The following is a 25,115-nucleotide window of genomic DNA, read 5'->3' on the forward strand; positions in this document are numbered from 1 at the left end:
GCGCAAATAGCGATACCACGTTTCGTTAGCTGTTGCACGTTAGCAAAAGCGAAAAGGGAGGAATCGTGTGGGATGAGAAAGCAGCTGCATTTCAGAGAGGATGGAACGTTCAAGATTGTTCAGTTCACGGACACGGAATTCTGTGAACCGCATGAGGAAGAAGCACGTATGAGTTCCATGATGCGGGCTATTCTTGAGGCAGAGCGCCCGGATCTTGTAGTGTATACCGGAGATGTCATTGCCAGTAACAAGAGTCCGGACCCGGTACAGGCATTCCGCGATGCTGTAGCGGTACCGGAGGAGCTGCAAATTCCTTGGGCAGCCGTATTTGGTAATCATGATTCCGAAGCACCGGATTTCACGCGAGAACAATTGCACAAACTTCAGTTAACGCATAAATTCTGTTACGCAAAGCCTGACCCGCCAAATGTCCACGGCTCTGGCAACTATGTGCTTGATATTCTGGATGAACATCATTTACCTGCTGCAGCGCTTTATTTTCTCGACACAGGAAGCTACTCCCCCTTGGTACATCATGGGGTAGGATATTATGATTGGATAAGAAGAAGTCAGATCGACTGGTATACCAGGACTTCCCATCAGCTGACAGCAAATAATGGCGGCTCATCTCTTCCTTCGCTCGGTTTCTTCCATATCCCGTTACCCGAATATCGTGATATTTGGGATTTCAACGAATGCTATGGGCAGAAGCTGGATCGATTGATCTGTGCGCCACCGCTGAATACTGGATTCTTCGCAGCCATGGTAGAGATGGGTGACATCATGGGTACCTTCGTCGGTCATGACCACGGCAACGACTTCTGGGGGACTCTACATGGCATCCGCCTTTGCTATGGGCGCACTACCCGGAATGCCTACTTGAATCAGCCGTTCGCCACCGGCGCGCGGGTGATTCACTTAACAGAAGGACAGCGAAGCTTCGATACCTGGTTGCATCTTGAAGACGGATCGATCATTCATGACCAGCCTAAGCATTTGCCTGAGGGCCGAGCTCTACAGGTATAGTGCAGAATCAATACCATCGTAAGAATTATCTCTGTATAACGAAGGGGTTATCTCGTAGTAGACGTTCTACTTACGGGATAACCCCTTCAAAGATTATAAACCTCTAGAATTGCATCCATATCTTCGAACTCATAGTCATCTATTACTGGATCTTTGCCTTACGGAAGCCGTCAAAAATACTGATAGCTGTAGTGATCAGAAAGAGGAAAGTTCCACCACTAGTGACTACGGTTTTGAACTGTTCTGGAGTAACTGCAAATAAGTCGGACATATACTTAATGAAACCCAGATCGAACAGATTCGAAGTCAATAATATAGTGATCAAAAAAATAGCACCCGCAAGCTGAACACCTGTATTACATAACGCCATTCTTCTCGTCCAATGCCCCACAATATATTTATACAAAGCCAGTGCTACCTCGAGACCGGCCAGAACGAGTACGAACGGCCAATATCGAAGCAGAATTTCCTGATTAAAGACTGGACACAGAAACTCAAGCTTCTCCTTGGTACCTATATACACACCTACAAAACGATCTGCATAGAAATAGAGAGTTACCCAGATGGCAGTCCAAAGGAGACTTCCAAATACTTCTGCCTTAGAGACTGCTCTCTTCTTAGGAACAGGGGCCAGCTTCTTCAAATCATCCGGTGTCCATTTCTTGAATCTTGAAGTAATTGGTTCGTCACCTTTGTTTACTTCTACCCGCTCTATTATCGCAAACACAACGGTCAACCAGAAGAAAGATTGCGCGATTACATCAAAAGAGCCGACTATTCCTTGAACGATAATATTCACAAAATGATTAATCGTCGCATTTAACTCTCCACTGCCATTATAACCGATAATATTCTCAGCGATGGTCGCAATCACCGATATTAAAATGGCGATCGGTAATATCATTTTTAACAAATTAACATACAAATCGAAATAGCGTGGTCCAATGAGATGCATCGGTCGGTCCACATATCCACTGGCCAGCACTGCCGGATTACCCAATTTCTCAAGTACAGCCTTTACATCATCCTCATTGTATTCATCCGGCAGCATATCCTCAATGGTGGAACGAAGCTCCAGTGATACATCCCCCGGTCCTTCTCCGGTAGCCGCCTCATAACCTCCTGAATGTAAATATCAATCAGATTCATGGCAATCCTCCTCTTTAACAAGCGGTAAAGCTCTTTGGAATTGTTCATCCATTCTTGCTTCAATTGCCCGAATATCTCGAATCCATATTCACTTAATACGTAATACTTGCGTGGTCTGCTCTCGGATGTATCCCAACTGCTTGATACCAGCTCCTGTTTCTCTAACCTACGGAGCAACGGATATAGCGTGCTTTGATCAATCCCGATACCCGATTCTTCCAGCAGCTGAACAAGTGAATATCCATATTGAGGTGTTCGTAATTGGCTTAATACCGCTAAAGTCAGCGTTCCTCTTCTAAGCTCCGTAATCAATGAATTCAATAGAGTACTCAATGTTACACCTCATTTCCAACTTACTATGTATCATACAGTATATGTTTTATACTATGCATCATACAGTATTGTTGTTCCAATAGCAATCAGAATTTTCCATTAATAAAAAACTCGGCGGCCTGACTTCGGTGTACTACCCGAAATCAAGCCGCCGATGATGGCTGCTGATCTATATATTTTTACGAATTAGGACCGTAGAGAACGATCAAGTCTATTTGGCAGTTACACCGCCATCTACAGGTAATTCAACGCCTGTAATATAAGAAGATGCATCCGACGCAAGGAACAACACAGCCTCAGCAACTTCTGGTGCTTGGCCTACACGCGGCAGTGCTGTCTGCGACAAGAACCATTGCAGCATTTGTTCGTTCTTGATCAGATCTGAGCTCATTGGAGTCTCGATAAAACCTGGATGAACAGAGTTTACACGGATGTTATCCTTGCCGAAATCAACGGCGGCCGCTTTAGTTAACATCCGAACGGCCCCCTTCGATGCAGTATAAGCACCGGCACCACTACCTCCTGTTAACCCTGCTATCGAGGATATATTTACAATTGAGCCACTTTGCTTCGCTTGCATATGCGGAATAACATACTTCATCCCAAGGAAGATGCTCTTCACGTTAATGTCCATCACTTTATCCCATTGAGACAGCGTTGTATCCAACAATCCAGTAGGCAGAGATATTCCCGCATTGTTGACGAGGACGTCAATTTTACCGTACTTTTGAATCGTACCATCTATAACCTTTACCCATTCTTCCTCGGATGCGACATTATGCGCATATGCTACCGCCTGTCCGCCTGCTGCTTCAATTTCCTTCACGACGGCTTGTACTGCAGCTTCGTTAATATCTGTGGCGACTACGCTTGCTCCGTCTTTGGCGAACAAAATAGCCTCTTCACGACCCATTCCGCTTCCTGCACCTGTAATAATTGCCACTTTACCTGTCATACGTGCCATATCAACATCCCCTTTGCGATTGGTAAGCAAATTTGTGAATTAATAATTTTTACAATGATAGAATGACTATCACTATGGAATTAATTCTATCACCATTTATTCGCAAACTCAATTTTGAATAATTTGGGTACAAGCTTCTTGACTTTAGATGCAAAAAAGCCTGCATTCCTCTAATGAATGCAGGCTTTACTTAAAACCTTGCTACCTAAGACTTATATTTTTGAACAAGCTCCAGCAATGCTTCTTTTACATCGCCATCATAGAGGCCTCCGTGATAGCAGATAATACGCTCTATGTCATAATCCAGCAATCGCTGGACAGAGCGCACAGCTTCATCTAAATCGAGGGTGAATTGCGGATTGGCGATATTCAATCTGCCCTGCTCAATAACTACGGCATCTGCCGCAATTAATGTTTTGTTAAAGGGAAGGTATAGTGAGATATGACCCGGCATATGACCGGGTGTATGAACAATCTCGATACCCCCGCACCAAGGCAGAAGTTCGTTGCTTCGAACTGTTTGATCAACAAGTGCCGGTTCGAGCGATTGCAGCGAACGAATAAATTGCTCTGCCTGCGGTTTGGCTTCATCCGGTACAGCACTGAGGGTGGATTGTGCTTGCTCGAGCCGTAGCGAACGTCTCGTTCCGTCAACATACGGTGCATCCAATTCATGTGCAATGATCTTGATATGCGGATAAGTCCGTTTGATCTCCGCAAGGGGACCGATATGATCAATGTCGTGATGTGTCACGATCAGCTTGGTAATCGACTCGAAGGCGATGCCCTGCTTGTCAGTCGCAGCTTCCAACAGATGCATAAAATCAGGGTAACCACAGTCAATGAGAATGGTATCCCGCTCATCCTGCAGAAGAACCGGAGTAATCACCTGCTTGTGCCCACCATACTCAAATTCGATATCGAGCAAATGATAATTATTCATAGCTGCCTCCTTGTATCTATGTTGTTCAAGACTAAGCTTAGCTGATAACATAGCTAGGGAAAAGGACAAGCATGATCCAGCATCAAAGTCATCCGCCTCGCTGTTCGTGAATAATTCTCCTTACGCTACGCTCGCTTAAATAATAATGTTGTGCAAGTTCCTTCACCGATATTCCTGAACAGAAGCTTTGCAGGATCTCAGCATTTCGTTCTTGAAGCATCCGCCTATAACCGGAACACTCCCCCCACTGCCGCTTCTTCTCCTCTCGGACCGGGATATATAAATAGTCGCCCTGTACATATTGTTGAATACTGCTTATCAGTTCCTCTGGTAATATCGATTGTGCATTCTGGTATTTCATCTTTCTACTCCCATCTATATAGCTTATTAAGATATATAGAGGAGCAGAGAGTTCCAGCTCAGTATGAGACAGGCTCTAAGCAAAGATCTGTTGGAACCCTCTGCTCAGAGCCATATACATAGATACGTACTAGCAAGTTTATCATGCAATCAACTCCTGTCTTTTAGCAATGTGTTATGACGTATATATCCGTACTACCTTCTATTTGACTCTTAGGTTCTTCGTGATGGATTCACGCTCGTTCTTTGTCAGACTTCGGAATACAAGATCATAGGAATGGTCGATCATTGCCTGCAGGTCCGCAAGTGGAAGACTGCCATCTACAATGACTGTATTCCAATGCTTCTTGTTCAAATGGTACCCGGCCACTACGCATTCATGTTGTTCCCGTAAGTTCTCGGCAATTGTCGGATCACATTTCAATGAGATGTTCACCGTGTCCTGCTGTCCGTGCTCGCTCAGAAGGGCGAACATCTTCCCTCCCACTTTCATAACAAGTGGCTCCGGGCCGAACGGATAATCTTGGACCGCCCCTTTTTTGGAGGTACAATAGGCACTCAGCTTACTATACACAGGAATCTCTCCTTTATTTTTAAAAAATAAGATGCTGGTGCTAATATACCATGTTTGCTGGAAGGATCGCATCATATGTGAGTTATTCCTTCCCTAATATAGCGATTTGAACTTCATAGACTTATTCCGAGAGGTTATTATTGGGTTATGTAATCTAGAAAAGTTCCTATTACAGTTCATTTCATGCATAACTTTATCTTTGAAATATGTCATGCTATACTTACTTTTATAAAGTTACTTATTTATTTCCAATAAGCTCTTATGAATTAAGTTTTCGATAATCCCTAGATCAGATTCCATATTGAATCCAATCCAAGGGTAAACTAATAATACTATTAATAACAGAGGTGACCTATGTTAACCATTTACCCGGAAAATCAGACTGAAAGAGATAATTATAAGCTTCTGATCGGTAGCATCATCCCGCGTCCGACGGCATTCATTACCACACAATCCAATGATGGTGTTGTAAATGCCGCTCCGTTCAGCTATTTCAATGTCGTGACCGCAGATCCGCCAATGATCTCCGTATCGATTCAAAGGAAACAAGGCAGCTACAAGGATACCTCGAGAAACATTATAGAGACGGGTGAGTTTGTCGTTCATATCTCAGATGAGGATTATATCGAGGCGATTAATCAGACGGCAGCTAATCTTCCTCCGGAAGAGAGCGAAGTAGAACTCGCCAAACTTACCACCGTCCCCAGTGAGAAGATCAATGTTCCAGGCATAACTGAGGCCAAAATCCGCATGGAATGTGTGCTGGAGAGAGCAATAGAGCTAGGCGGCACCCCTTCTTCCCGACCTGTGACCTTATTATCGGTAAGGTCGTATGCTTCCATATCGAAGATGATCTGTACGAAAACGGGCGGATTGATGCCGAAAAGCTCAAGCCGGTTAGTCGCCTTGCTGGCAACAACTATTCGAAGCTGGGTGAAATTTTCGCGATTGCACGGCCTGAGTAAATAAACAGCTGAGATCATTCAAGGTTTTTACTTGCGATGTTATAATAACATCAAGCCATATGGGAGGAGACAACTAACATGCATAATCAAAAAGCATCGGAGAAGGATTATGGTCTTATTCTGGATCTATGGGAGAAGTCTGTTATAGCTACGCATCATTTCTTGGCTGTTGATGATAGGCACAAGCTAAAGGAAGAGATTCCTTCATACTTTCCACATCTTGATGTGAGGCTATGGTATATTGAGGATCAACTTATCGGATTCTCGGGGGTTCATGAATCCCATCTCGAAATGCTATTTCTAGATCCCGGTCTTACCGGAAAAGGGTATGGGAAACAGATTATCCGCTCTTTGATCGACGATTATGGAGTAACGAGCGTGGATGTGAATAAAGATAATGAAAACGCCACATGCTTCTACTTAAAAAGCGGGTTCACCGTTGTCGGCGAGAAACCTACCGATGGCGAGGGCCGCCCCTATCCAATATTAAATCTAAAATTAAAATCCCAATGATTATCGCAATCATTGGGATTTTAACATCTCCAGCATCTGGCATGAATAATCATGCTGGTCTTCCTCTGTCATATTTGATTCTGCTTACGATACTGCAGTGGAGAGCGCTTCGCAATCTGCTTGAACACCCTGCCGAAATGAGCGATACTATCAAAGCCTGTCTCCTCGGCGATTCTTGTAATTTTATATTCCGTCTCCCTCAGCAAAGTCTGCGCTTCACTAATTCGTATATAGTTCAAATATTCAATCAAAGTAAAGCCAGTCGTTTGCTTAAAAATACGGCAAAGATACGTCTCACTAATAAAGAAATGCTCGGCAATTCCCGGCAGGGTCAGCTTCTTCGCATACTCCTCGTTCAAATATTCAATGACGCTGTACACTCTGCGCTGCTTCTCGCTCGATTCAGGCGGTACCGGCTCCGGCTTGGCTTCGTGAATTCGTTGAATGAGAATCAGCATCTGCAGCAGCAAGGCCAGCAAATACTCCGTTGATCCGCTCCTTGCCTCCTTCTGTTCACGCAGCATGGCATGGAACAAGTCTTCAAAGCGTCCCTGCTCATGCACATCAGGACGAAGCAGGAAGCTCTCCCCTTGATACAAAGGCAGTTCCCCTATTCCGAACCCCATCAGAGGCTGAATGAACAAATCGTCGAAATTAACCAATACCCGTTCATGCGAGGAGCGCCCCTTGCTCGTCGTCCTATGCAAATGGTTCTTATTAATAAACAGCAGATCGCCGACTCGCAGAGAGTAAACCCGGTCATTGATATAGTAGTACCTCTCTCCAGCCAGCAAGTAATAGATCTCATAGCCCTCATGAAAATGATCGGAATCCATATTAAAATGCCCGGTACGCTTGATCTGTTCTACGGCAAAGAATGGTGTTGTACTCACAGAACATCCCTACCTTCTCTGTGCTGAAAACTGAACTTTACGAACATATCTTATTAGATAAAATATGCATAGTTTTTCGCGTATTGACTAATAAACGCTTAGATTCTTGCATTTCATATACTATAAAATAGATTTATACCAATGTAAATGGAGTGATCATCTTGTCCAAGAAGAAGTACGTCATCGTAGGTACCGGAGGTCGGGCAGAGTTTTTCTATAGTGAGCTGGTTACTACTTTCAAAGAAACTTCAGAGCTGGTAGCGATTTGCGATCTCAATCAGACCAGAATGAATTATGCGAATAAACTATTACAAGAGAAATACCATTATCATGAGGTCCCGACTTATAAAGCAGATAAATTTGATCAGATGATCGAGGTGACGAAGCCGGATTTCGTGATCGTATGCTCGATTGATCGTACTCATCATAAATATATCGTTCGTGCGATGGAGCTTGGCTGTGACGTTATCTCCGAGAAGCCAATGACTGTGGACGAGGAAAAATGCCAGGAGATCTTCGAAGCAATCGAACGCACCGGCCGGAACTTGCGCGTTACGTTTAACTACCGCTATGCGCCACATAACACGAAGATCCGTGAAGTGATCATGGATGGAACGATCGGCGAAATTCTATCGGTCAATTTCGAATGGTTGCTCAATACCCAGCATGGTGCTGACTATTTCCGCAGATGGCATCGTGACAAACGAAACAGCGGCGGACTACTCGTACATAAGTCTACACACCATTTCGATCTGATGAATTTCTGGTTGGATTCCAGACCGGACACGGTATTCGCCATGGGCGATCTGCGTTTCTATGGTAAGGAAAATGCGGAAAAGCGTGGTGTTACTGAATTTTATCAACGCGCTTATGGAAGCGAAGTAGCGAAGAATGATCCGTTCGCACTCCATCTTGACCAGAATGAACACTTGAAGAGCATGTATCTCGATGCTGAGCATGAGGACGGCTACCAACGAGACCAGAGCGTGTTTGGGGACAATATCAGCATTGAAGATACGATGAGCGTGATGGTTAAATATAAGAACAAAACGGTGATGAACTATTCACTGAACGCTTATATGCCTTGGGAAGGCTTCATCATCGTATTTAACGGTACAAAGGGGCGGATGGAAGTACGGATTACCGAGCAGTCCTACGTCAATTCTGGCGGCGATAAGGCGGATGAAGGTGCACTACAGGGCATGAACATTATGATATACCCTCACTTTGCAGCACCCTACCGTGTCGAGATCGAGCAAGGCGTAGGTGGCCATGGCGGCGGCGACCCCGTGATGCTACGCGACATCTTCGATAAGAAGCAAGAGGATCGCTTCAATCGTGCTGCTTCTCATATCGACGGAGCAATGTCAATCATGACTGGTATCGCAGCCAACCGCTCGATCCGCACCGGTCAACCTGTCAAGGTCGACGACCTGATCCGGTTCCCTGCCGATAGCTTGAAGTAAAGCCTTTAACTTAGCTACCAACATAGAACGGAAGCAGCCTCCTGGAATCACCAAGAGGCTGCTGCTGTTTGGGACTCTATGCAGGAGAAGAGTTGACCTTGTCCAGGCGCCATTTTTACACTAGCCTCTTAAACAACGCTCTTCTATATCTGTTGTTCACTGCCAGGTAACCCACGCATTGAATAACTAGGAAGATGATAAAGCTGGCTGCTGTAACACTACTTAGCGAACCGCCGATAACTTCACTCAGGAATGCCACACCAATAAAAAAGAGTAAGCTTGCCACAATAAAAGGCACAAATATTAACACGGCGAGTTGCCCTGATACAATCGACGACAGCTCCTTCTTAGATAGCCCAATCTTCATAATACCCTTGTATTTCTCGCGCTCCTTGTCCAAATCCGTAATTAACCGGAAATAGATCATGCTGAGAGCTGCGATCATAAATATAAGGCTAAGCATGAACCCTACATAGAACATTAAATTCTTTGAGTTCTTCTCCACAGAGAACAGATCCCCTGCGCTAAAGAGTCCAAATTCCCCATGTTCACTGAACCCTATTCTATCTGTTAAAGCCCTTGTCGTTGCCACGTCCTCTTTCCAGTTATCGACGTTATAAGCAAACACATGAATCGGGTTCAAGCCTTGTATTCGCTCGATCCCTACATAGTCCCGATTAGATACAACCATGAGACGATTAAAGTAACCGGCAGGCATAATGTTCTGGTTGCTTCCCCCTACGACCCGAGGTGTCATTTTTGCTTGTTGAAAGATCGTTTGAATAAAGTCAGGAATACTCTGGTCCATCTTCTCCTTAGGCTGGCCACTAATCACGTAAACCTCATCCTTATCCAAGGAAATGGCTTCTCCACCAAGCCCTTGAATCGCTGTATTGTAATTGCTTAGTGAGATGATGGCCTGTCTTCCGTGCTCATCATTGTAGAGAACATCATATTTATAGGAGGCGTAGCCAACCTGATCTTGCAAGCTTTGCTGCAGCAGCCCCACATGCTCTGATTCGTGCTGGTTATCTGAATGAGATACATACATGTAGTCATACGGGTAATTGGCCTTCGTATTCTGCTCTACATTCGCATTCGCACTATACAATCCCACAATGGAGAAGAACGTCCCCATAAGTAACAGCGAGACTAGATACATCATCTTCACGTTACTACGCAATTGCGACTTCATCCCGGATATGGTAAGCATGTTCGTCTTCTGAAAATAGCGCTTCTGCTTTTGAACAAGCTTCAACACGAATAAGGATAGCTGTAAATATAAGAAATACAATCCGATCACAAAGACGATGAACAAAGAAAGTACACCAAAACCGTTGTCCGAGATTTGACGAACAAACGATGTATTATACCAAAGCGTCATCATAGCCAGGGTTCCCCCCACAGCGATCAACGCGAGAGCTAGAATGACCGGAGAAAAGCGAGCCTCTGTCTCCATTTTCTTATCCGACTTAAGCAATTGGATGATTCTTTGCTTTCGAATGAACAACGGGAGAAGAAGGAGACGAGTAAGAACAGAATAAAAAACATCACTAAGGTCAAGATCATGGCCTTGATTGGAAAATACATCGCGAATCCTTCGACTTGCATGACCTTCCGTGTCACCATCAGAAATAATGGCGCAAATATCAGCCCGAGCGCAAGAGCCGCAATGATTGCCGCAATGCCGATGATCATATTTTCTCGGAAGATCATCTTTTTAATCTGCCGCTTCGACGCCCCCATGATGACGAATAGTCCGAGCGTCTTTTGCCTTATCTTCATGAATGACATTACTGAATAGGATATAAATACGAATGAAAACAGATACACCAACACCGATCCCGCCATCATGGCCATAGAAAGGGCCGAACCATTCGCAATGATCGACAGATCCGGATGGAACATCGATACCGAGAACGAGAAAAAGATGAATATCGAAAATACACTGCTTAGGAAATAAGCAATATACGTCCATTTATCCCGTAAAATATTGTTCAGAACAATGTTATTGAATGTCACTTCGCCCACCTCCAAGGAAAGTCAAGGTGTCCATAATATTCTGATAGAAATCCCCCTGATGGTTACCACGATGGATCTCGTTATATAGCTTGCCGTCCTTAATGAAAATAACGCGGTTACAGAAGCTCGCCACATAAGGATCGTGGGTGACCATAAGAATGGTTGTCTGAAGCGTCTGGTTAATAGACTTGAACAACCCCATCACATCTTTCACCGATTTTGTATCCAAATTCCCCGTAGGCTCGTCCGCAAGCAGTAGTGAAGGCTGATGGATAATCGCTCTGGCAACGGCTACCCGTTGCGCCTGGCCCCCGGAAATCTCGAACGTGCGCTTCGGCAGCAAAGACTCGATCCCCAGCAACGTGGTTGCTTGCTCCAAGCGCCGTTCCATCTCAGGTATAGGAACGCTGTCCAAGGTAAGCGGTAGTAGAATATTCTCGGACCGTCAGGGTATGCACCAGGTTAAAATCCTGGAACACAAAGCCAAGCTCATTTCGTCTAAATTTGGCCAGATCTCCATCATTCATGGAGTGTGGTTGCTGTCCATTCACGGTAATCTCTCCACCGCTGGGGATATCAATCGTAGAGATGCAATTCAGAAGTGTAGTCTTTCCGCTTCCGGAAGGACCCATAATCGCCGTGAAATCCCCTTGCTCCAGATCAAAGGAAACGTCGTTCAGAGCTGTATAGTTAACTTTACCGACATATGTTTTCTCAAGCTGATGCACTTGTAATATTTTCATATTTATAAATTCTCCTTACTTCATTGTCGTATACTTGATGTTGAACTAAAAAAGGATAGGGAATAGGCAAGAGGGTTCGATATTCAAAAAAAGAAAAACTTTTAATATCGAACCTTGGTGAAATGATTCTGGAGAAGCTAAAAGCTTTCTGTAAGAAAGCTGCTTCGGAAGCATATGCTTCGTTCGCCTTTGTGAACGGATTTCTACATTGTTAGATTCTATTAAATCAAGAAATCTGTGAACAACAGCGATCGGAAGAACATTTCACCCGGCTGCCTGCATTCGTACAATCATTAGTTCCACAGCTATAGCTTCTGCTCTTTGAAGCCTCTTCATCATAAGTGATATACGACCAGCCAACAATTCACCTTCATTGCAGTTCCCTTACATGTTTGTAATATAAAAAAATCATGACCTTAATCATGATTTTCAAAAAATATATAAAATGTCGTAGCCCCGTCGACAACCGACTCCAGCTTATATTCATGATGCAGCATATCAGCCATTTTCCTCACAAGGTACAGCCCCATTCCTGTGGACTCGCCGAACCTTCGTCCATTTTCACCGGTAAAGAACAAATCGAATACCCGGTTCAAATCGCCCGGCTCGATGCCAGCCCCTTCATTCGTTATGCTAAGTACGACTACATCCCCACTATTTTCGCTATAACTTGGACTCTCTTACCTTGATCACTGTACTTAATGGCATTATTCATAACCTGGTACAGCATGATTTTCAACCATTTTCGATCTGTATAGACTGACAAATCACCTTCGATCGAGACGCTCGGATAGACGGAGCTGGAGATGAAGAAATCCTTCAAATCGTTGATCACTTCGGATACAGCTTCTCTTAACGGCACCTTCTCAATTCTAAGGTCTGCGGCAAAATCCTCTGTGCGAAGATAGGTCAGGATCTGCGATAAATTGTAATTGATCTTATTGACGGATGCTTGAACCTTAGCGAAATCCTCATTACCTTCATTCATCTGCGTAAGCATACTAATGACTGATACCGGGGTCTTAATCTGATGTACCCAGTGATTCAGCATCGTCTGATACTCTTGCTGTCGATTCTTCAACTGGTTCATCTGAGAATGATATAGCTGCAAATTGGCACGCATACTCTGAGCATAGGCTTCCTCCAAGCTCGAATGTGGATTCTGAATAAGCATATCCTCCGGCTTGGCCAGTCTGGAGGATAACTGCCCATACACCTTCCGATGCGTAAAATACCGGTAAAGAAGAAACAATGACAGAAGAACCAAGCTTACAAAGACAAAATACCCCTTTCCACCGACCTCAAATCCGTCCAACCAATCATACACAAGGAATAAACCGAAGAATGTAACTAAATAAAGAACTACGATGGACAAATGGTCCTTGATAAACAACTTCATACCATTTCCTCTACAAAGCGGTATCCCACGCCGCGCACGGCCTCAATTCCGGCATCCGCTCCGACATCCTGCAGCTTTTTGCGAAGTCTGGCGATGTTCACATTAAGTGTATTCTCCTCTACGAAGCTCTCATCATCCCACAGCTTGGAGAGCAACGTCTCCCGACTCAGCACCTTCGGAGCATTCTCCAGTAGCATACTGGCCAGCATCGCTTCCTTCTTGGTCAATGTTACTTGCTGTTCTTGGTATTCCAGGGTCATACTCTCAAGATACAACTTCAACTCTCCGCGAACGACAGTCCGCTCTGCTTGATTGGCAGCATAATCCCCGTAGGTTCTACGAATCTGCCCGTTCACCTTAGCGACCACCACATCAAGCGAGAAAGGCTTGGTTATATAATCATCCGCCCCATTCTCTATTCCATAGATTTGCTCCATCTCACTGCCACGTGCAGAGATAATGATGATTGGACAGGTCGAGAGTTGCCTAATTTTCCGGCACCAATAGAAACCGTCATATTTCGGTAAATTAATATCCAGCAGAATCAGCTGCGGATCGAGTTGCTCAACTTCCCCGGATATATCATTGAAGTCGGAGCAAACCTTACAATCATAATCATATTTCTGCAAATGATCAGCCAGTAATTCCGCTAGCGATTGATCATCTTCCACAAGCAATATTCGATACAAATTCATCACCTAGTTTATTATTCACATCATAAATAATCTGTCTTTCTTACTATTATCTACATATTTTCGAACAAATAAAAAGCCTGTATAGAGTAAAACACACAAACTCCATACAGGCCAAGCAACAAAATCATAAACCTAGTTTTATTACAGGCCGAGCTTCTCCTTTACTTTCACAGGGAGTTCATCCGCACCAATCACCGTAGGTTCACCGGTATATCCCTCAAGGCTACGGGGAATACGAATCAGCGTTCCTTTGTCATACATTTTCTCTGAAAAGAAGGACACGACTTTCTCTTTCCCATCCTTATCGTAACCTGTCACATTGTAGATATATTGTTCATCATTTTGAGTGGATTGTTCTACCTTATCGCCAATCTGTACATAATAATCCTCTTCGAACATCACCTTATTTTCATTACTACAACCAAATAACATCAACACAGATACACAGCTAAATATAGCTACCAGAAGTTTTATCCCTTTCATATCTCTCTCCTCCTTCTGCCTTTAACTTTATAACAGAGCAATAGCAGTAAGGAATCGAGTTTCATTTCAGTTCAATTACATTCGTGTAATGTTAGGTGGGGGTGTTCATTTCTCTCTTTTCTTTAAGCAACTGCTGGAACTCCATCTCTAATTCTTGGGATGGCTCGATACTTAGACGGCTCAGCACCTCTGAAATTTTCGTCTCAAGTAAGAGGTATCGGTCTTTCTCCTCGTCATGGTTGCTCTTAGGTGGAGCCTGCTTCATCTGCTGATACGTTCCTTCGAACAGTTCAATCTTCTGATCACGAATCGTCAGAACCCGCGTAGCCACATGATCAATAAAGCGGCGATCATGTGAGACGAAGATGACGCTGCCTTCATACTCCCTCAGAAGAGACTCCAGCGCTTCTACGGCTTCCATATCCAGAAAATTCGTCGGTTCATCCAGAATCAACGTGTTGATATCGCTCAGAAACAACTTGGTTAGCGCCACCTTCACCCGTTCCCCACCACTTAGCACAGAGACAGGCTTATAGACGTCTTCTCTAAAAAAGTGCATTCTGGCGAGCACCGTTCGTATCACCGTCTCCGTCTGCTTTGATGACGATTTTACATTCTCCAGAATCGATTTCTCCAAATCAAGAATGTTCAAATTTTGGCTGAAATAACCTGCCTTTAACGACGGAGAAATGGTCACTCCTACCTCTTGAGCAATGATCTTCTTCACCAGCGTCGTCTTCCCACTGCCATTTGGGCCTGTGATCGCTAGTTTGTCGCCGCCCCGGATTTGAAAGCTTGCCCGGCACCACAATTTTCGATCGCCGATTCGACCAGCTACATCCTCTACACGAATAATGATCCGATTCATAAATGTATCTACATTCGGTAAATTCATCTTGAGGGGCGGAATCTCCCGTACTTTCTCAACCTTTTCAAGCTTCTCCAATCTTGTTTCTATCGCGGAGGCTGTCTGTTGTAGTTTCTTTTGTTTTTTGGCAAAGTAAGGCTTGGCTCCTGTAATCCGAGCTTCTGAATTACTTACCTTCTTAGGCGTCTTGGTTGCTCTTTCAGCCTTTCTCTCTTTCAGCCTCAAGGCTTCTTCCATCTGTGCCTTCTTCTTCTCATACTTATCATAGGCCGCTTGCTGCTGATCGTGCTCTAATTCCTTCTGCTTGAGGTAATCACTATAGTTCCCTACATATTCCTTCATTTTGCCTTCATGGATTTCCCAGATCGTAGTACAGAGCGCATCCAGGAATGCACGGTCATGGGAGACCACAATAAATGCCCCTTGCCACTCCCGCAGCTTCTTCTCGATCCACTCAATGTGCTGTGTATCCAGGTTCGTCGTCGGCTCATCCGCAAACAACAGCATCGGATCTCTGACCAGTGCCTGCTGAATGTATTCCTGTGTAATCTCACCGCCGCTTTTGGTTGTATCGGTCCGTTTGAGTTGAGGCAACAGCTCACTTTGAACATGCCTAACAACGTGCCCTTCTTCGGGAACAATCTTATTCGCTAAAATTTGCAGTAGCGTTGTCTTCCGCAGCCATTACGGCCCACCAAACCGATCCGGGCATCTTTATAAACTTGCAACTGGTCTATATCCAGCAATAAACGGTCCTGTACGTAATATTTGATATGTTGTGCTTCCAATAAGAACATATGAACATCTCCTTTAGAGGTAGTTCAAGAAGTCCGCTTTTGATCACGAAGTGAATCAGGAAGCAAATTCGAGATCGAATCTTGAATTCAGCAGGTCCTTCCGGTGCTCACGTACAAAAAACGTACGCTCCGCTCCTCATTCTCTGCTTCATCCAACCTTCTCGATGCTGAAAACCGGACTTTTTGAACACCTACTTTCAATTTCGTGCAGGAGACAAAAAATGCCTCCTATGTCCATACAGAATAGGAGGCATTTATATATAGGCGTACACCAAAAGAGACTCTTATAAGAATGCTCCTTCAGGTCCAACTATAGAAATCCAATCCTATTCTGAGAATTAACAATTGATGGCATCACGAATTAAGCAGTGTGAAACTGCTTAAAAAATTACCGTCAATTGTTCTCTTCAACAAATAGGATTAGTACTTCATTTCAGTTGGGTCACCCTTTCGTTCTTTTTATTAAGATTATTGTAAAAAGTGGCGGATGTCAATATTTCTCAAATACTTAGCTTATACTTCATGACATTAAATAATTGGACGTACTAAAAAAGCCTGCTATCTTATCCATATAGGACATAAATTACAGGCCGTGTGATCATAACCCTTTACCAGAAGAAAGGAAATGCTATAAGAGCGGTCAGAACGAAGAGCGGAAGTATCCACCACCCACCAGCACCCCATCCATAGTTTCCGTGACCATATCCAGCATTATAAGGTGTTCCAGCGTATCCATTAAATGCTTTAGTACGAATCTTTTCCAACTCTTTTGATTTTTTCATTGTTTTTTTCAGGCTTGTAATGGTTGCATCAGGTACGTTGTTGACAGGCCTCATGTAAAGATGACCATCATGAATCCGATCAATGACTCCACATACCATTTCTCCGTTAAGTAACATGGCCATGATCGGACGGCCTTTATAATTCTCACAAATATCGGCGGAAACTGGATACTGCGCGAGCAATTGCATTACTACACCTCCTTTTCGTACAACGTATGAACGAATCAATAAAATGGTCTGGATATTCGCCGTTATTTTCGGGAGTAGTAAAAAAATATCATCTAGGCATTTGAACAGGCTAATTTTTCAAATACCCATACAATAGAAAAAGAATAGGCGAAATGCTATGTCTCGCTCAATTATATGGATTTGAGGTGAAGGTCTTTGGATTGGAATCAGAACAGAGGAACTTACTATGCCTTTATCAGCCTTGGAGCAATGTGCCAGACTGCACATCAATTAAATAGATTGGGACTGCGCAGATTTAGTGGTCCACTTGATTGGTTCATTACCTCTTCTTCACCGAAACTTTGCCATCTTCTCAACACTGGGTTCAATGGATTTATGGAATTAAACAATTTGCGTCTTATAAACATAGTCGATAATCATTATGTTTTACGTGATACATCATACCAAGTAGATTCGTATCATGATTTTCCCGTTCCTCATAATCCCAACCAACTCTACCCCCAGTTTAAAGAGCAAGTTGATCGCAGAAAATCCCGATTTTTACAAAAGATAAGAGCCTGCCCGTTTGTTTCGTGCGCACACATACTTCAAGCTCGGAGGCGCGGCTCCTAGAACAAGCTTTATATAACATTTCACACAGAGATTTCAGGATGCTCATAGTTAATCTCCATAATCAGCGGGGAAAGGGTGTCATTTATGAAGATTGGGGATTGCAACGCGTTTCTTCTGTCACAATTCCATCCGGTAGGGATTGGAGAGGTTCAAACCATCATTGGGATCTCATTATGAATGGGTTTAAAATTATGACATGATTTAACTTGACCCAATTGCTGTCAATGATACGTATCGTATTGGGAATCCCGATTACTCCTTCTTCTCTGCAATAAATAAACTGCTTCCTAAGCAGTCAAAGTTATCTACCATCAATTTCATATAGGTCTCTATTCCTTTAGATATTTCGTAGTCAAAGTACAACGAAGAATCTTCTACTTGTTGTTCCTCCACATCTCCGATAAGATCTCTCATTTTCCTTGTTTCAATGGGATGCTTAACTTAAAAGCCGGCCTTTTGCAATAAAATTGAAAAATCATTTACTTTGTAAAGCCTGTCTAAATTCATGAAGTCCGTTATTTTACCTGCTTCTTCAAATGAAAGATCGTTGGTGGCTGTCATTTCATTATCGATAAGCATACCATTTGGTTTCAACACCCTGAAATATTCATGTAGAGTTTTCGGAGCATCAGTGAAAATCGTGACAGATTCCCCAAAAACAATATCAAAAAAATTTGAAGGGAAAGGGATTGATTCCGCGCTCCCCGATACCCAATCAACGGTCACTCCCTTCTCTTGAGCCTTTCTTTCTGCTATTTGCAACATTCGGGAGCTATTGTCAAGGGCGCTGACGCTATAACCTTTTGTGGCAAGATAACAAGCACTCTCACCAGTTCCACATCCGACTTCCAAAATTTTAGCACCAAGGGATATTCCAAGTGACTCGACCCATTTTTTAGTTGCTTTAACCCCTCCAGGATGGGCCCCTGATACCCCTAACTTCTCTAATATCTCGAGATAATTCACTTTAACTCTCCTTTTCAAATGTTATGCCCCCCTCTTCCTAGGGGTATTTCACAGTATGTAATAAAGTTTATAAAATGCGTGTCCTGAACCGAAGAAGTTCTCCATTTTGCCCAATCTGATTGGTGGTATGTTATATAGTAGGAACACAAAAAAAAGTCAAGTAAATGCCAGGAAATAATCCAAGGATTTACTTGACTCTATAAGACTTGTATTTGCATATTACCTCTATGACGTGGTTATTCTTTGACGCCTCCCAGTGCTACACCTGCGATGATATAGCGGGATAACAGGAAGTAGACAATGAACAGTGGTAATGCCGTCAAAGCCAGACCTAGGTAGATCGAGCCAAACTCTGTCTTGTAAATGTCGCCTTTCAGCAAGCTCACCATGATCGGCATTGTATATTTTTCCTTCTGTGTCAACAGAATCAGCGGCATAAACAGGTTGTTCCAGTTACCTACAAAGGCAAATATAGCCTGTGTCGCCACTGCCGGAATCATCAACGGGAAAATGATTCGGTTGAACGTTTTGAATTCGCCAGATCCGTCTACACGCGCTGCTTCCACGATTTCTAGCGACAACGTTGCCAGCAGATATTGGCGCATGAAGAACACCACTGCCGGCGCCGCAATCGCGGGTAAAATCAATGGAAGGAAGTTGTTCGTCCAGTGCAGCTTATACATGAACTGATAGAATCCAATTGCGCTTGCTTGAGAAGGAATCATCATTACGCACAGGATAAAGGTAAAGAACGCATTACGGAGTTTCCAGTTATAGGTCACGAGTCCATAGGCCGCCAAGGACGAGAAGTAAACCGTCAGGATTGTCGCTGAACCAGAAATAATGAATGAGTTCAAGAATCCTTGAATTGGATCGAAGCTCTTGTTGATCAACACATGCCAGTTATCCATAAGGTGGGTAGAAGGAAGCAGCGAAAGCCCCCTTTGGATTTCAACAGATGAGCGTGTGGCGTTTACAAACATGATCCAAAACGGAAAGATGCTGAGAATCGCCAATAGGATACAGACAATATAGATAATCAGTTTGCTTACCTTCAGGCCAACGGTTCCGCTTCTTTGAGTCTCTTCCATGTGTTTACACCTCCCTCTCAACTGCTTGAGCAGACTTTCTGTATATCTTTTCCGCTTTTTTCAATTTAGCCGCATCACGATCGCGCATTAAATAGAACACAAGTCCAGACAATATCGCTGCGATCACGAACAGCATCATACTCGCCGCAGCAGCACGGTTATACATGTAGCTGCCCTTGAATGCTTGCCCATAGATAAACATGGTTGCGGTAGTCGTGGAGCTGTCTGGTCCGCCATTAAGGAACAATTGCGGAATATCAAACATTGTCAGACCGCCGACCATCGATGTAATCAGGGTGAATAGCAATATCGTACGCAGACTCGGCAGCGTAATGCGGAAGAAGGTTTGAACTCCGCTTGCGCCGTCGATCGCTGCTGACTCAAATAGAGTAGGACTTATACCCATTACGCCTGCAATAAGGATGATCATGGTGTTGCCGTACCACATCCAGAACTGAATGAACGACACAATGCCACGCGCTGTCGCCTTACTCTGGAGGAAGTAGATTGGAGCGTCGGACCATCCTAGTGCATGAAACAAACTATTTATGGGACCCATCGGATATGCGAACAGAGAACTAAAGAGTACGGCGATCGTACTCGCAGTGATAATATTAGGCATATAGAGCAGAACCTTGAACGCTCCTTGTCCCTTTATGTTAAGGCGCCGGTTCGTGAACCATGCAGTAAGCAATAGCGCAAGACCGATCTGAGGAACGAAGTTAACAATCCAGAGCAGTGCCGTGTTTTTCAGAGACGTAATGAACAAGGGATTATCAAAGAGGAGATCTTTGAAATTTTGAAAAGGGTTATCCATAATGTGGATTGGTTTTGGTATTAATCCCTTCATATCGGTGAATCCAATGATTGCGGTGTATAAAATTGGATATAGCGAGAAAATCAGAAATGCAACTACAAACGGAAACGTAAAAAAATAGCCAAATCTCGAATAGTTGACATTTTTGCGACGCATGCCCTCACCTCACTAGTTGATATGGAAAGGGGCGGGAACTCCCCCGCCCCTCCAATTCCTTCTTATTCGCTTTCAATGCCAAGTTGGTCTTTGACTTGTTGCTTGAAGTCTTTGATCGCACTGTCGCGATCCTTGCTACCTGCAGTATATTGACGTACTTGATCGCGCCAGATAGAGTTAATAGATTCGTCATACTGTGTCAAGTTCTTACCTGAAGCGTTAGCGTTAGCTGGAACGAATATGTCGAACATGTTTTGTCCGCCGAGCAAATCAATTTGGCCGTTCGATTTAGACATAACAACGGAGGATGCAACGCTATCTTTCGTGCCTTGCTCGCCGTCCTTCATCGTACCGTTAGCCCAGTAATTTTGAAGGCCTGTGTCAGAAGTATCGAGCGTTACCCATTTAACAAAGTCAGCTACTGCCTGTTTCTTAGCGTCATCCTTAGTAACGTCCTTGTTAGCGAGCAACCATGTACCACCCAGAAGAAGCCTGTTGGCGGCTCAGTAACAGCCCAGTCGCCAGTTGTATCTTTAACATTATCTTTCATTACGTAGTTGATGAGCCATGCAGGACCGAAGAAACCGAATACTGGTTTAGGTCCAGTACCTGACATATCTGCAAACCAACCTTCCTGCCAGTCTTGAGTATCATTAAAGTAGTCATTATCCTTCAACTTCTTAGCGAGATCAAGGAACTCTTCACGCTTCGGATCGATATGAAGCTTGCCATCGACAATCCAACCCTTGTCAGAACTGTTCTCGATTGGGTGCCAAATGTCGCCGTCGCCAGATACGATACCATATCCTTTAGCTTTCAGCTTCGCAGCAGCTTCGAAGAACTTATCCCAGCCAGGTCCAACTTCATTCTTGATTGCAGTTGGATCGTCCGTTCCAAATGTATCCTTCGCAAGTGAGCGGCGATAGATAAAGGCGCCACCAGTCGCTTGATAACCGAGGGCTTTCAGTTGGCCTTCTTTGCTACCGATATCAACTGAATATTGAGCGATGCCTGCATCCTTAACCATTTGGTCATCAAGACCCAGGTCAGCATAGTTTGCGGCATAGTCGGATGCATCGCCTTGCGAATACTTAAGCACGAATGCAGATTCAGCTGCATAAATATCAGGAGCATCTTTACCGCCTCCAGCCAGAGCCTGGTCAAGAGCTGGCTGATAAGCGCCATCGGTAGTTGCGATTACTGTTGTTTTAAATTCAACATTTGCGTCTGGATGAGTTGCAATGTACTTTTCCGTCATGTTAGGAATCTCGTCGGTGAAGCTCCAGAGATTGATAGTTACTTTCTCTTTAGGAGTAGTAGTAGTTGGAGCCGCGGCGTCATTGGTTTTTGGGGTTGTATTTGTGCCTGATGAACTTGAATCCTTTGTGTTTCCGCCGCCACACGCTGTGAGAGCAGATGACATCATGAGGACTAGAGACAGACCTACTAAAACACGTTTCATTTTTTTCATACTTTGCCTCCCCTTTTTTTCTTCATTCTTCGGTTTTATGTAACCGCATACACAGATTATATATCCTATAGCCTCTAGGCATAAGGAACCTGTGTTTAGGGATAATTCCACTATTTTTGGATCTTGATCCTATAGGCGTAAAAGCGCGTTCATAAAACCTACTATTAAGCCATTATTGAACAAGAACTTCCATCCCGTTTCTCATAGCTCGATACCGCCCCGGACTCATTCCTTCATACTCTTTGAATAGCTTGTTAAAATATTTGACTCTCTGATATCCGCTGCGAATGGCGATCTCCGCTATAGGCAGACTTGTCTTCATCAGCAATTCCTTCGCTTTCTGCAATTTTCGACGGGTCACGTATTCGCTAAAATTCATTTGGCATTGCTCTTTGAAAAGTGAGCTGAAATAACTCCCATTCAGATGTACATGCCCAGCGACTTCCTGCAGGCTGATCGCTTCCTCTATATGCGTCTCCACATAGTGCATCGCCTGACGGACTGACTCGCACAATACGGCCTCTTCATCTCTGATCGCCATCAATTGTGGATCGGCCGTCTTCCGCATGAAAACCAGATGATCCTTCTCTTCCCCAGCCTTCAGAGCGCCCTCCACGGATGCGATCAGCTTCTCCCGCCCTACCGGCTTCAACAGGTAATCCATTACGGACAAACGAAGTGCTTCCTGTGCATATTCGAACTGAGCATGACCTGATACGAAGATAACGGATGGCTGACGCTGAATCCTTTTCTCTCTGATTTGGCTTACTAAAGCAAGACCGCTGATTTCTGGCATACGGATATCCGTTATCATTAGTTCCACGGGAATCTCCTCAATGATTTGAAGAGCCGCCCCCCATTGCTTGCCGTGAGGATTTCAGTATCGACCGGCTGCCCATACGCCAAGTATCTTCTTCATTCCTTCTCTCGATCTCGGTTCGTCATCGACGATAAGAATCGTTCGGCTCCTCATGGTCCTGCCCCCTTGAATAGAAATTAATGCAACATCAGTTTTACTAATTACATTTAATTTACGATAGGCAACCGCTATTCTCCTTCCAGAAATTCCCCCTCCCCAAAATAAAAATAGAGGTAGCCCTCTGATATTTACCATTAGGACTACCTTCTAGTTGTAAAAAATTATTGTATTATTTTGCGATTCAAGTACTTCCTTTTTATCACTGAACAATCACAAGATCAAGTTTAAATTATTCCTATTTCCTATCACGTAATCTTCTGAAAATATGCATGAATCCTATTCCTCTAGCCATGGGATTATGAATTAGCGTCTGCTTGCTAGCTTTATCTCGTCCTATCCAAACGGCTTTACTCCAAATTCCTTCAGGTAGGCAGCTTGGAATTGGCGAAATGCTGATCAGCTTTCTCTGTTTTGCCACATGCTCCATAAAGATCGATCAACATATGATTTATTTCCTCATCCAGAGGATATACGGATAAATAGGTGTCGAGACGCTGCTCCGCCTTATCCCACTGTTTCTCAGCCATATCGCGGTGAGCCAAGGCGCGTACCAGCAACATATACTGCTTGCAGTATCTCTCCTCAAGAGACATCTTCCACATATAATCTTTGTTCTGGAGTAGAGGACCCTTGTATAACGAGCAAAGCAACTCCGCTTGTGCCGTGTTTCGCATTCCTGCCAGAGTAGATAAAGAGAAGTCGAACCGCTCGAAAGCCAGTACATCATATGTATAGTTGGCGGATTCCAGCAAATAACCTTCATTCGTTTTTTGAATATCCATGCCGAGATTGTGTTCCTTCAACAATTTCTTCAGCCGATAGATCGTATTGTACAAATTGTGCAGCGAACGTTCTTCGTTCATCTCCTGCCAGAGCATCTCAACAAGCTGCCATTTATTGATCTCATGTCCCGGATGACACAGAAAATAGGCAAAGAGCTCCTCTGTCTTGCGGGTCGGGAAACGAACCAGCTCGCCTGCAGCATTCCGGACCTCTAGCCCGCCGAAGCAGCGTACGGACACTTGTGCCACCGATTTTACCTTGGCAGCGGGATGTCCCTGCTTGACCAACCGTTCGGCAACCCGTTCGATAGCCGTCGATGTGACGGGTTTCAAGATATAATCGAATGCATACACTTTGAATGCTTCAAGCGCATACTCCTTATGAGCCGTCGTAAACACGATTTTGGTATCCTCCGACAGCTCGCCAAGCTTCTGTGCGAGCTCCAGCCCATTCATCTTTGGCATCTCCACGTCGATGAACGCGACATCCGGCTTTAGCTCTACGATTCTTGCCAGAGCCTCTAACGGATTCGTAAAAGCGCCAACGATGCAATAACGCGAATTTTGGCCGATTTCGTATTTCATTAACTCGAGAATCGGCCGTTCGTCTTCTACGATAATCGTTTGAAACATACCCAGCCCCTCCCTATGGTGTGAATTCATTTATTCAAACGGCAAATACATCGTTACTTTGGTTCCATGCCCCAGCTCGGAAGTAATCGTCAGCTCCGCTCCAGGAATCGTGTCGAGCCGCCTGCGGATGTTAGAAATGCCAATTCCGCCGGCCTGTGACTCACCTTTCATCAAGAGGTACAGTAGATCGTCCGGAATACCAACCCCGTCATCTTCGATAATAACCTTGATGTAATGATCGCCTTCGTCGATCGTAAGGGTAACTTTCCCGAATGAATCTTTCTCAAACAAGCCGTGCCGGATTGCATTTTCCACGAACGGCTGGATACATAAGGAAGGAATCTCCTTCTGAAGAATGCTTTCGCCTACATAACACTCGAAGTCGAACCGCTCTCCAAAACGGGCCTTCTCGATTTCGACATACGCATGAATTAGCTCCATCTC

25 protein-coding genes and 5 pseudogenes are annotated in these 25,115 nt (G+C 44.2%); 5 read left to right on the forward strand and 25 right to left on the reverse strand.

The annotated features are described in order from the left end of the window. Positions 1 to 72: 72 nt before the first annotated feature. Positions 73 to 1,026 (forward strand): metallophosphoesterase family protein, encoded by a 954-nt coding sequence (locus tag RE628_RS25070; protein WP_309155928.1) that lies wholly within the window; start codon positions 73 to 75, stop codon positions 1,024 to 1,026. 142 nt (positions 1,027 to 1,168) lie between these two features. Here RE628_RS25070 and RE628_RS25075 read toward each other — a convergent pair. From RE628_RS25075 to RE628_RS25100, 6 genes and pseudogenes are all read right to left on the reverse strand, one after another. Continuing rightward, positions 1,169 to 2,175, reverse strand: a pseudogene (locus RE628_RS25075) (hypothetical protein). A gap of 12 nt (positions 2,176 to 2,187) precedes the next feature. Continuing rightward, positions 2,188 to 2,508, reverse strand: a pseudogene (locus RE628_RS25080) (PadR family transcriptional regulator); the annotation flags it as partial. A gap of 211 nt (positions 2,509 to 2,719) precedes the next feature. After that, on the reverse strand, positions 2,720 to 3,472 hold the full coding sequence (locus RE628_RS25085) for an SDR family NAD(P)-dependent oxidoreductase (RefSeq protein WP_309155929.1): 753 nt from the start codon (positions 3,470 to 3,472) through the stop codon (positions 2,720 to 2,722). 205 nt (positions 3,473 to 3,677) lie between these two features. Further along, positions 3,678 to 4,415, reverse strand: a complete 738-nt coding sequence (locus RE628_RS25090; RefSeq protein WP_309155930.1) for an MBL fold metallo-hydrolase — start codon at positions 4,413 to 4,415, stop codon at positions 3,678 to 3,680. 88 nt (positions 4,416 to 4,503) lie between these two features. Next, positions 4,504 to 4,776, reverse strand: a complete 273-nt coding sequence (locus tag RE628_RS25095; protein ID WP_309155931.1) for a CD3324 family protein — start codon at positions 4,774 to 4,776, stop codon at positions 4,504 to 4,506. 201 nt (positions 4,777 to 4,977) lie between these two features. Further along, positions 4,978 to 5,349: an MmcQ/YjbR family DNA-binding protein gene (locus RE628_RS25100; protein WP_309155932.1), complete on the reverse strand. Its 372-nt coding sequence runs from the start codon at positions 5,347 to 5,349 to the stop codon at positions 4,978 to 4,980. Between the two features lie 354 nt (positions 5,350 to 5,703). On the opposite strand from RE628_RS25100, the pseudogene RE628_RS25105 reads away from it, so the two are divergent. Together RE628_RS25105 and RE628_RS25110 are read left to right on the forward strand one after the other, a co-directional pair. Further along, a pseudogene (locus RE628_RS25105) lies at positions 5,704 to 6,314 on the forward strand (flavin reductase family protein). Between the two features lie 78 nt (positions 6,315 to 6,392). Beyond that, positions 6,393 to 6,827 (forward strand): GNAT family N-acetyltransferase, encoded by a 435-nt coding sequence (locus tag RE628_RS25110; RefSeq protein ID WP_309155933.1) that lies wholly within the window; start codon positions 6,393 to 6,395, stop codon positions 6,825 to 6,827. A 68-nt stretch (positions 6,828 to 6,895) separates the two neighbouring features. On the opposite strand, the gene RE628_RS25115 is transcribed toward RE628_RS25110, so the two are convergent. Beyond that, entirely contained in the window at positions 6,896 to 7,720 is an 825-nt protein-coding gene (locus RE628_RS25115) for a helix-turn-helix transcriptional regulator (RefSeq protein ID WP_309155935.1), read from the reverse strand. A gap of 161 nt (positions 7,721 to 7,881) precedes the next feature. Between RE628_RS25115 and RE628_RS25120 the strand changes: the two genes are divergently transcribed. Beyond that, positions 7,882 to 9,186, forward strand: coding sequence for a Gfo/Idh/MocA family oxidoreductase (locus tag RE628_RS25120; protein ID WP_309155937.1), 1,305 nt, complete (start codon positions 7,882 to 7,884; stop codon positions 9,184 to 9,186). Between the two features lie 115 nt (positions 9,187 to 9,301). Here RE628_RS25120 and RE628_RS25125 read toward each other — a convergent pair whose 3' ends face one another. The 9 genes and pseudogenes from RE628_RS25125 to RE628_RS25165 form a co-directional block, all read right to left on the reverse strand. Beyond that, positions 9,302 to 10,573, reverse strand: a complete 1,272-nt coding sequence (locus RE628_RS25125) for an ABC transporter permease family protein (protein ID WP_309155938.1) — start codon at positions 10,571 to 10,573, stop codon at positions 9,302 to 9,304. A gap of 35 nt (positions 10,574 to 10,608) precedes the next feature. Further along, positions 10,609 to 11,208, reverse strand: coding sequence for an FtsX-like permease family protein (locus tag RE628_RS25130; protein WP_309155939.1), 600 nt, complete (start codon positions 11,206 to 11,208; stop codon positions 10,609 to 10,611). Next, positions 11,195 to 11,957, reverse strand: a pseudogene (locus RE628_RS25135) (ABC transporter ATP-binding protein). Before RE628_RS25135 ends, RE628_RS25130 begins: the two are co-directional and overlap by 14 nt. Positions 11,958 to 12,367: 410 nt before the next feature. Beyond that, a complete protein-coding gene (locus RE628_RS25140; RefSeq protein ID WP_309155941.1) occupies positions 12,368 to 12,547 on the reverse strand; it encodes an ATP-binding protein in 180 nt (59 codons plus the stop codon). A 47-nt stretch (positions 12,548 to 12,594) separates the two neighbouring features. After that, a complete protein-coding gene (locus RE628_RS25145; protein ID WP_309155943.1) occupies positions 12,595 to 13,350 on the reverse strand; it encodes a sensor histidine kinase in 756 nt (251 codons plus the stop codon). Beyond that, positions 13,347 to 14,039: a response regulator transcription factor gene (locus tag RE628_RS25150; protein WP_309155944.1), complete on the reverse strand. Its 693-nt coding sequence runs from the start codon at positions 14,037 to 14,039 to the stop codon at positions 13,347 to 13,349. Before RE628_RS25150 ends, RE628_RS25145 begins: the two co-directional genes overlap by 4 nt. Before the next feature lie 147 nt (positions 14,040 to 14,186). Then, positions 14,187 to 14,528: a YxeA family protein gene (locus tag RE628_RS25155; protein ID WP_309155946.1), complete on the reverse strand. Its 342-nt coding sequence runs from the start codon at positions 14,526 to 14,528 to the stop codon at positions 14,187 to 14,189. A gap of 91 nt (positions 14,529 to 14,619) precedes the next feature. Beyond that, positions 14,620 to 16,193, reverse strand: a pseudogene (locus RE628_RS25160) (Vga family ABC-F type ribosomal protection protein). A 608-nt stretch (positions 16,194 to 16,801) separates the two neighbouring features. Then, the gene (locus tag RE628_RS25165; RefSeq protein ID WP_309155947.1) at positions 16,802 to 17,164 is read right to left on the reverse strand and encodes a hypothetical protein; all 363 of its coding nucleotides are present in this window, start codon (positions 17,162 to 17,164) and stop codon (positions 16,802 to 16,804) included. A gap of 195 nt (positions 17,165 to 17,359) precedes the next feature. Here RE628_RS25165 and RE628_RS29870 point away from each other — a divergent pair, with 195 nt between their 5' ends. Then, positions 17,360 to 17,776 carry a DUF1796 family putative cysteine peptidase gene (locus tag RE628_RS29870; protein ID WP_375143008.1) on the forward strand — a complete coding sequence of 139 codons (417 nt, stop codon included), beginning with the start codon at positions 17,360 to 17,362 and terminating at the stop codon, positions 17,774 to 17,776. Positions 17,777 to 18,028: 252 nt separating this feature from the next. Here the strand turns inward: RE628_RS29870 and RE628_RS25170 are convergent, their stop codons facing one another. From RE628_RS25170 to RE628_RS25210, 9 genes are all read right to left on the reverse strand, one after another. After that, positions 18,029 to 18,190 (reverse strand): hypothetical protein, encoded by a 162-nt coding sequence (locus RE628_RS25170; protein WP_309155948.1) that lies wholly within the window; start codon positions 18,188 to 18,190, stop codon positions 18,029 to 18,031. Positions 18,191 to 18,217: 27 nt separating this feature from the next. Then, positions 18,218 to 18,742 (reverse strand): class I SAM-dependent methyltransferase, encoded by a 525-nt coding sequence (locus RE628_RS25175; protein ID WP_309155949.1) that lies wholly within the window; start codon positions 18,740 to 18,742, stop codon positions 18,218 to 18,220. 236 nt (positions 18,743 to 18,978) lie between these two features. Next, positions 18,979 to 19,833 carry a carbohydrate ABC transporter permease gene (locus RE628_RS25180; protein ID WP_309155950.1) on the reverse strand — a complete coding sequence of 285 codons (855 nt, stop codon included), beginning with the start codon at positions 19,831 to 19,833 and terminating at the stop codon, positions 18,979 to 18,981. Between the two features lie 4 nt (positions 19,834 to 19,837). Next, the gene (locus RE628_RS25185) at positions 19,838 to 20,806 is read right to left on the reverse strand and encodes a carbohydrate ABC transporter permease (RefSeq protein ID WP_309155951.1); all 969 of its coding nucleotides are present in this window, start codon (positions 20,804 to 20,806) and stop codon (positions 19,838 to 19,840) included. 62 nt (positions 20,807 to 20,868) lie between these two features. Continuing rightward, complete coding sequence (locus tag RE628_RS25190) at positions 20,869 to 21,276, reverse strand: hypothetical protein (protein ID WP_309155952.1); 408 nt, start codon at positions 21,274 to 21,276, stop codon at positions 20,869 to 20,871. Further along, positions 21,225 to 22,277, reverse strand: coding sequence for an ABC transporter substrate-binding protein (locus RE628_RS25195; RefSeq protein ID WP_309155953.1), 1,053 nt, complete (start codon positions 22,275 to 22,277; stop codon positions 21,225 to 21,227). Before RE628_RS25195 ends, RE628_RS25190 begins: the two co-directional genes overlap by 52 nt. Positions 22,278 to 22,449: 172 nt before the next feature. Continuing rightward, positions 22,450 to 23,118 (reverse strand): response regulator transcription factor, encoded by a 669-nt coding sequence (locus RE628_RS25200; RefSeq protein WP_309159570.1) that lies wholly within the window; start codon positions 23,116 to 23,118, stop codon positions 22,450 to 22,452. Positions 23,119 to 23,618: 500 nt separating this feature from the next. Next, positions 23,619 to 24,671, reverse strand: a complete 1,053-nt coding sequence (locus tag RE628_RS25205; RefSeq protein ID WP_309155954.1) for a response regulator — start codon at positions 24,669 to 24,671, stop codon at positions 23,619 to 23,621. A gap of 30 nt (positions 24,672 to 24,701) precedes the next feature. Beyond that, positions 24,702 to 25,112, reverse strand: a complete 411-nt coding sequence (locus RE628_RS25210) for a sensor histidine kinase (protein ID WP_375143136.1) — start codon at positions 25,110 to 25,112, stop codon at positions 24,702 to 24,704. Positions 25,113 to 25,115 lie beyond the last annotated feature (3 nt).

Source organism: Paenibacillus sp. D2_2 (assembly GCF_031199965.1).
Classification (GTDB): Bacteria; Bacillota; Bacilli; order Paenibacillales; family Paenibacillaceae; genus Fontibacillus.

Bases quoted from the DNA above. Each gene is read 5' to 3' on its own strand.
- RE628_RS25195 (WP_309155953.1), bottom strand. From the start codon at position 22,277: ATGAAAAAAATGAAACGTGTTTTAGTAGGTCTGTCTCTAGTCCTCATG.
- RE628_RS25110 (WP_309155933.1), top strand. From the start codon at position 6,393: ATGCATAATCAAAAAGCATCGGAGAAGGATTATGGTCTTATTCTGGAT.
- RE628_RS25170 (WP_309155948.1), bottom strand. From the start codon at position 18,190: ATGAGAGATCTTATCGGAGATGTGGAGGAACAACAAGTAGAAGATTCT.
- RE628_RS25125 (WP_309155938.1), bottom strand. From the start codon at position 10,573: ATGATGACGCTTTGGTATAATACATCGTTTGTTCGTCAAATCTCGGAC.
- RE628_RS25165 (WP_309155947.1), bottom strand. From the start codon at position 17,164: ATGCAATTGCTCGCGCAGTATCCAGTTTCCGCCGATATTTGTGAGAAT.
- RE628_RS25090 (WP_309155930.1), bottom strand. From the start codon at position 4,415: ATGAATAATTATCATTTGCTCGATATCGAATTTGAGTATGGTGGGCAC.
- RE628_RS25085 (WP_309155929.1), bottom strand. From the start codon at position 3,472: ATGGCACGTATGACAGGTAAAGTGGCAATTATTACAGGTGCAGGAAGC.
- RE628_RS25095 (WP_309155931.1), bottom strand. From the start codon at position 4,776: ATGAAATACCAGAATGCACAATCGATATTACCAGAGGAACTGATAAGC.
- RE628_RS25205 (WP_309155954.1), bottom strand. From the start codon at position 24,671: ATGTTTCAAACGATTATCGTAGAAGACGAACGGCCGATTCTCGAGTTA.
- RE628_RS25155 (WP_309155946.1), bottom strand. From the start codon at position 14,528: ATGAAAGGGATAAAACTTCTGGTAGCTATATTTAGCTGTGTATCTGTG.
- RE628_RS25210 (WP_375143136.1), bottom strand. From the start codon at position 25,112: ATGGAGCTAATTCATGCGTATGTCGAAATCGAGAAGGCCCGTTTTGGA.
- RE628_RS25185 (WP_309155951.1), bottom strand. From the start codon at position 20,806: ATGCGTCGCAAAAATGTCAACTATTCGAGATTTGGCTATTTTTTTACG.
- RE628_RS25145 (WP_309155943.1), bottom strand. From the start codon at position 13,350: ATGAAGTTGTTTATCAAGGACCATTTGTCCATCGTAGTTCTTTATTTA.
- RE628_RS25070 (WP_309155928.1), top strand. From the start codon at position 73: ATGAGAAAGCAGCTGCATTTCAGAGAGGATGGAACGTTCAAGATTGTT.
- RE628_RS25180 (WP_309155950.1), bottom strand. From the start codon at position 19,833: ATGGAAGAGACTCAAAGAAGCGGAACCGTTGGCCTGAAGGTAAGCAAA.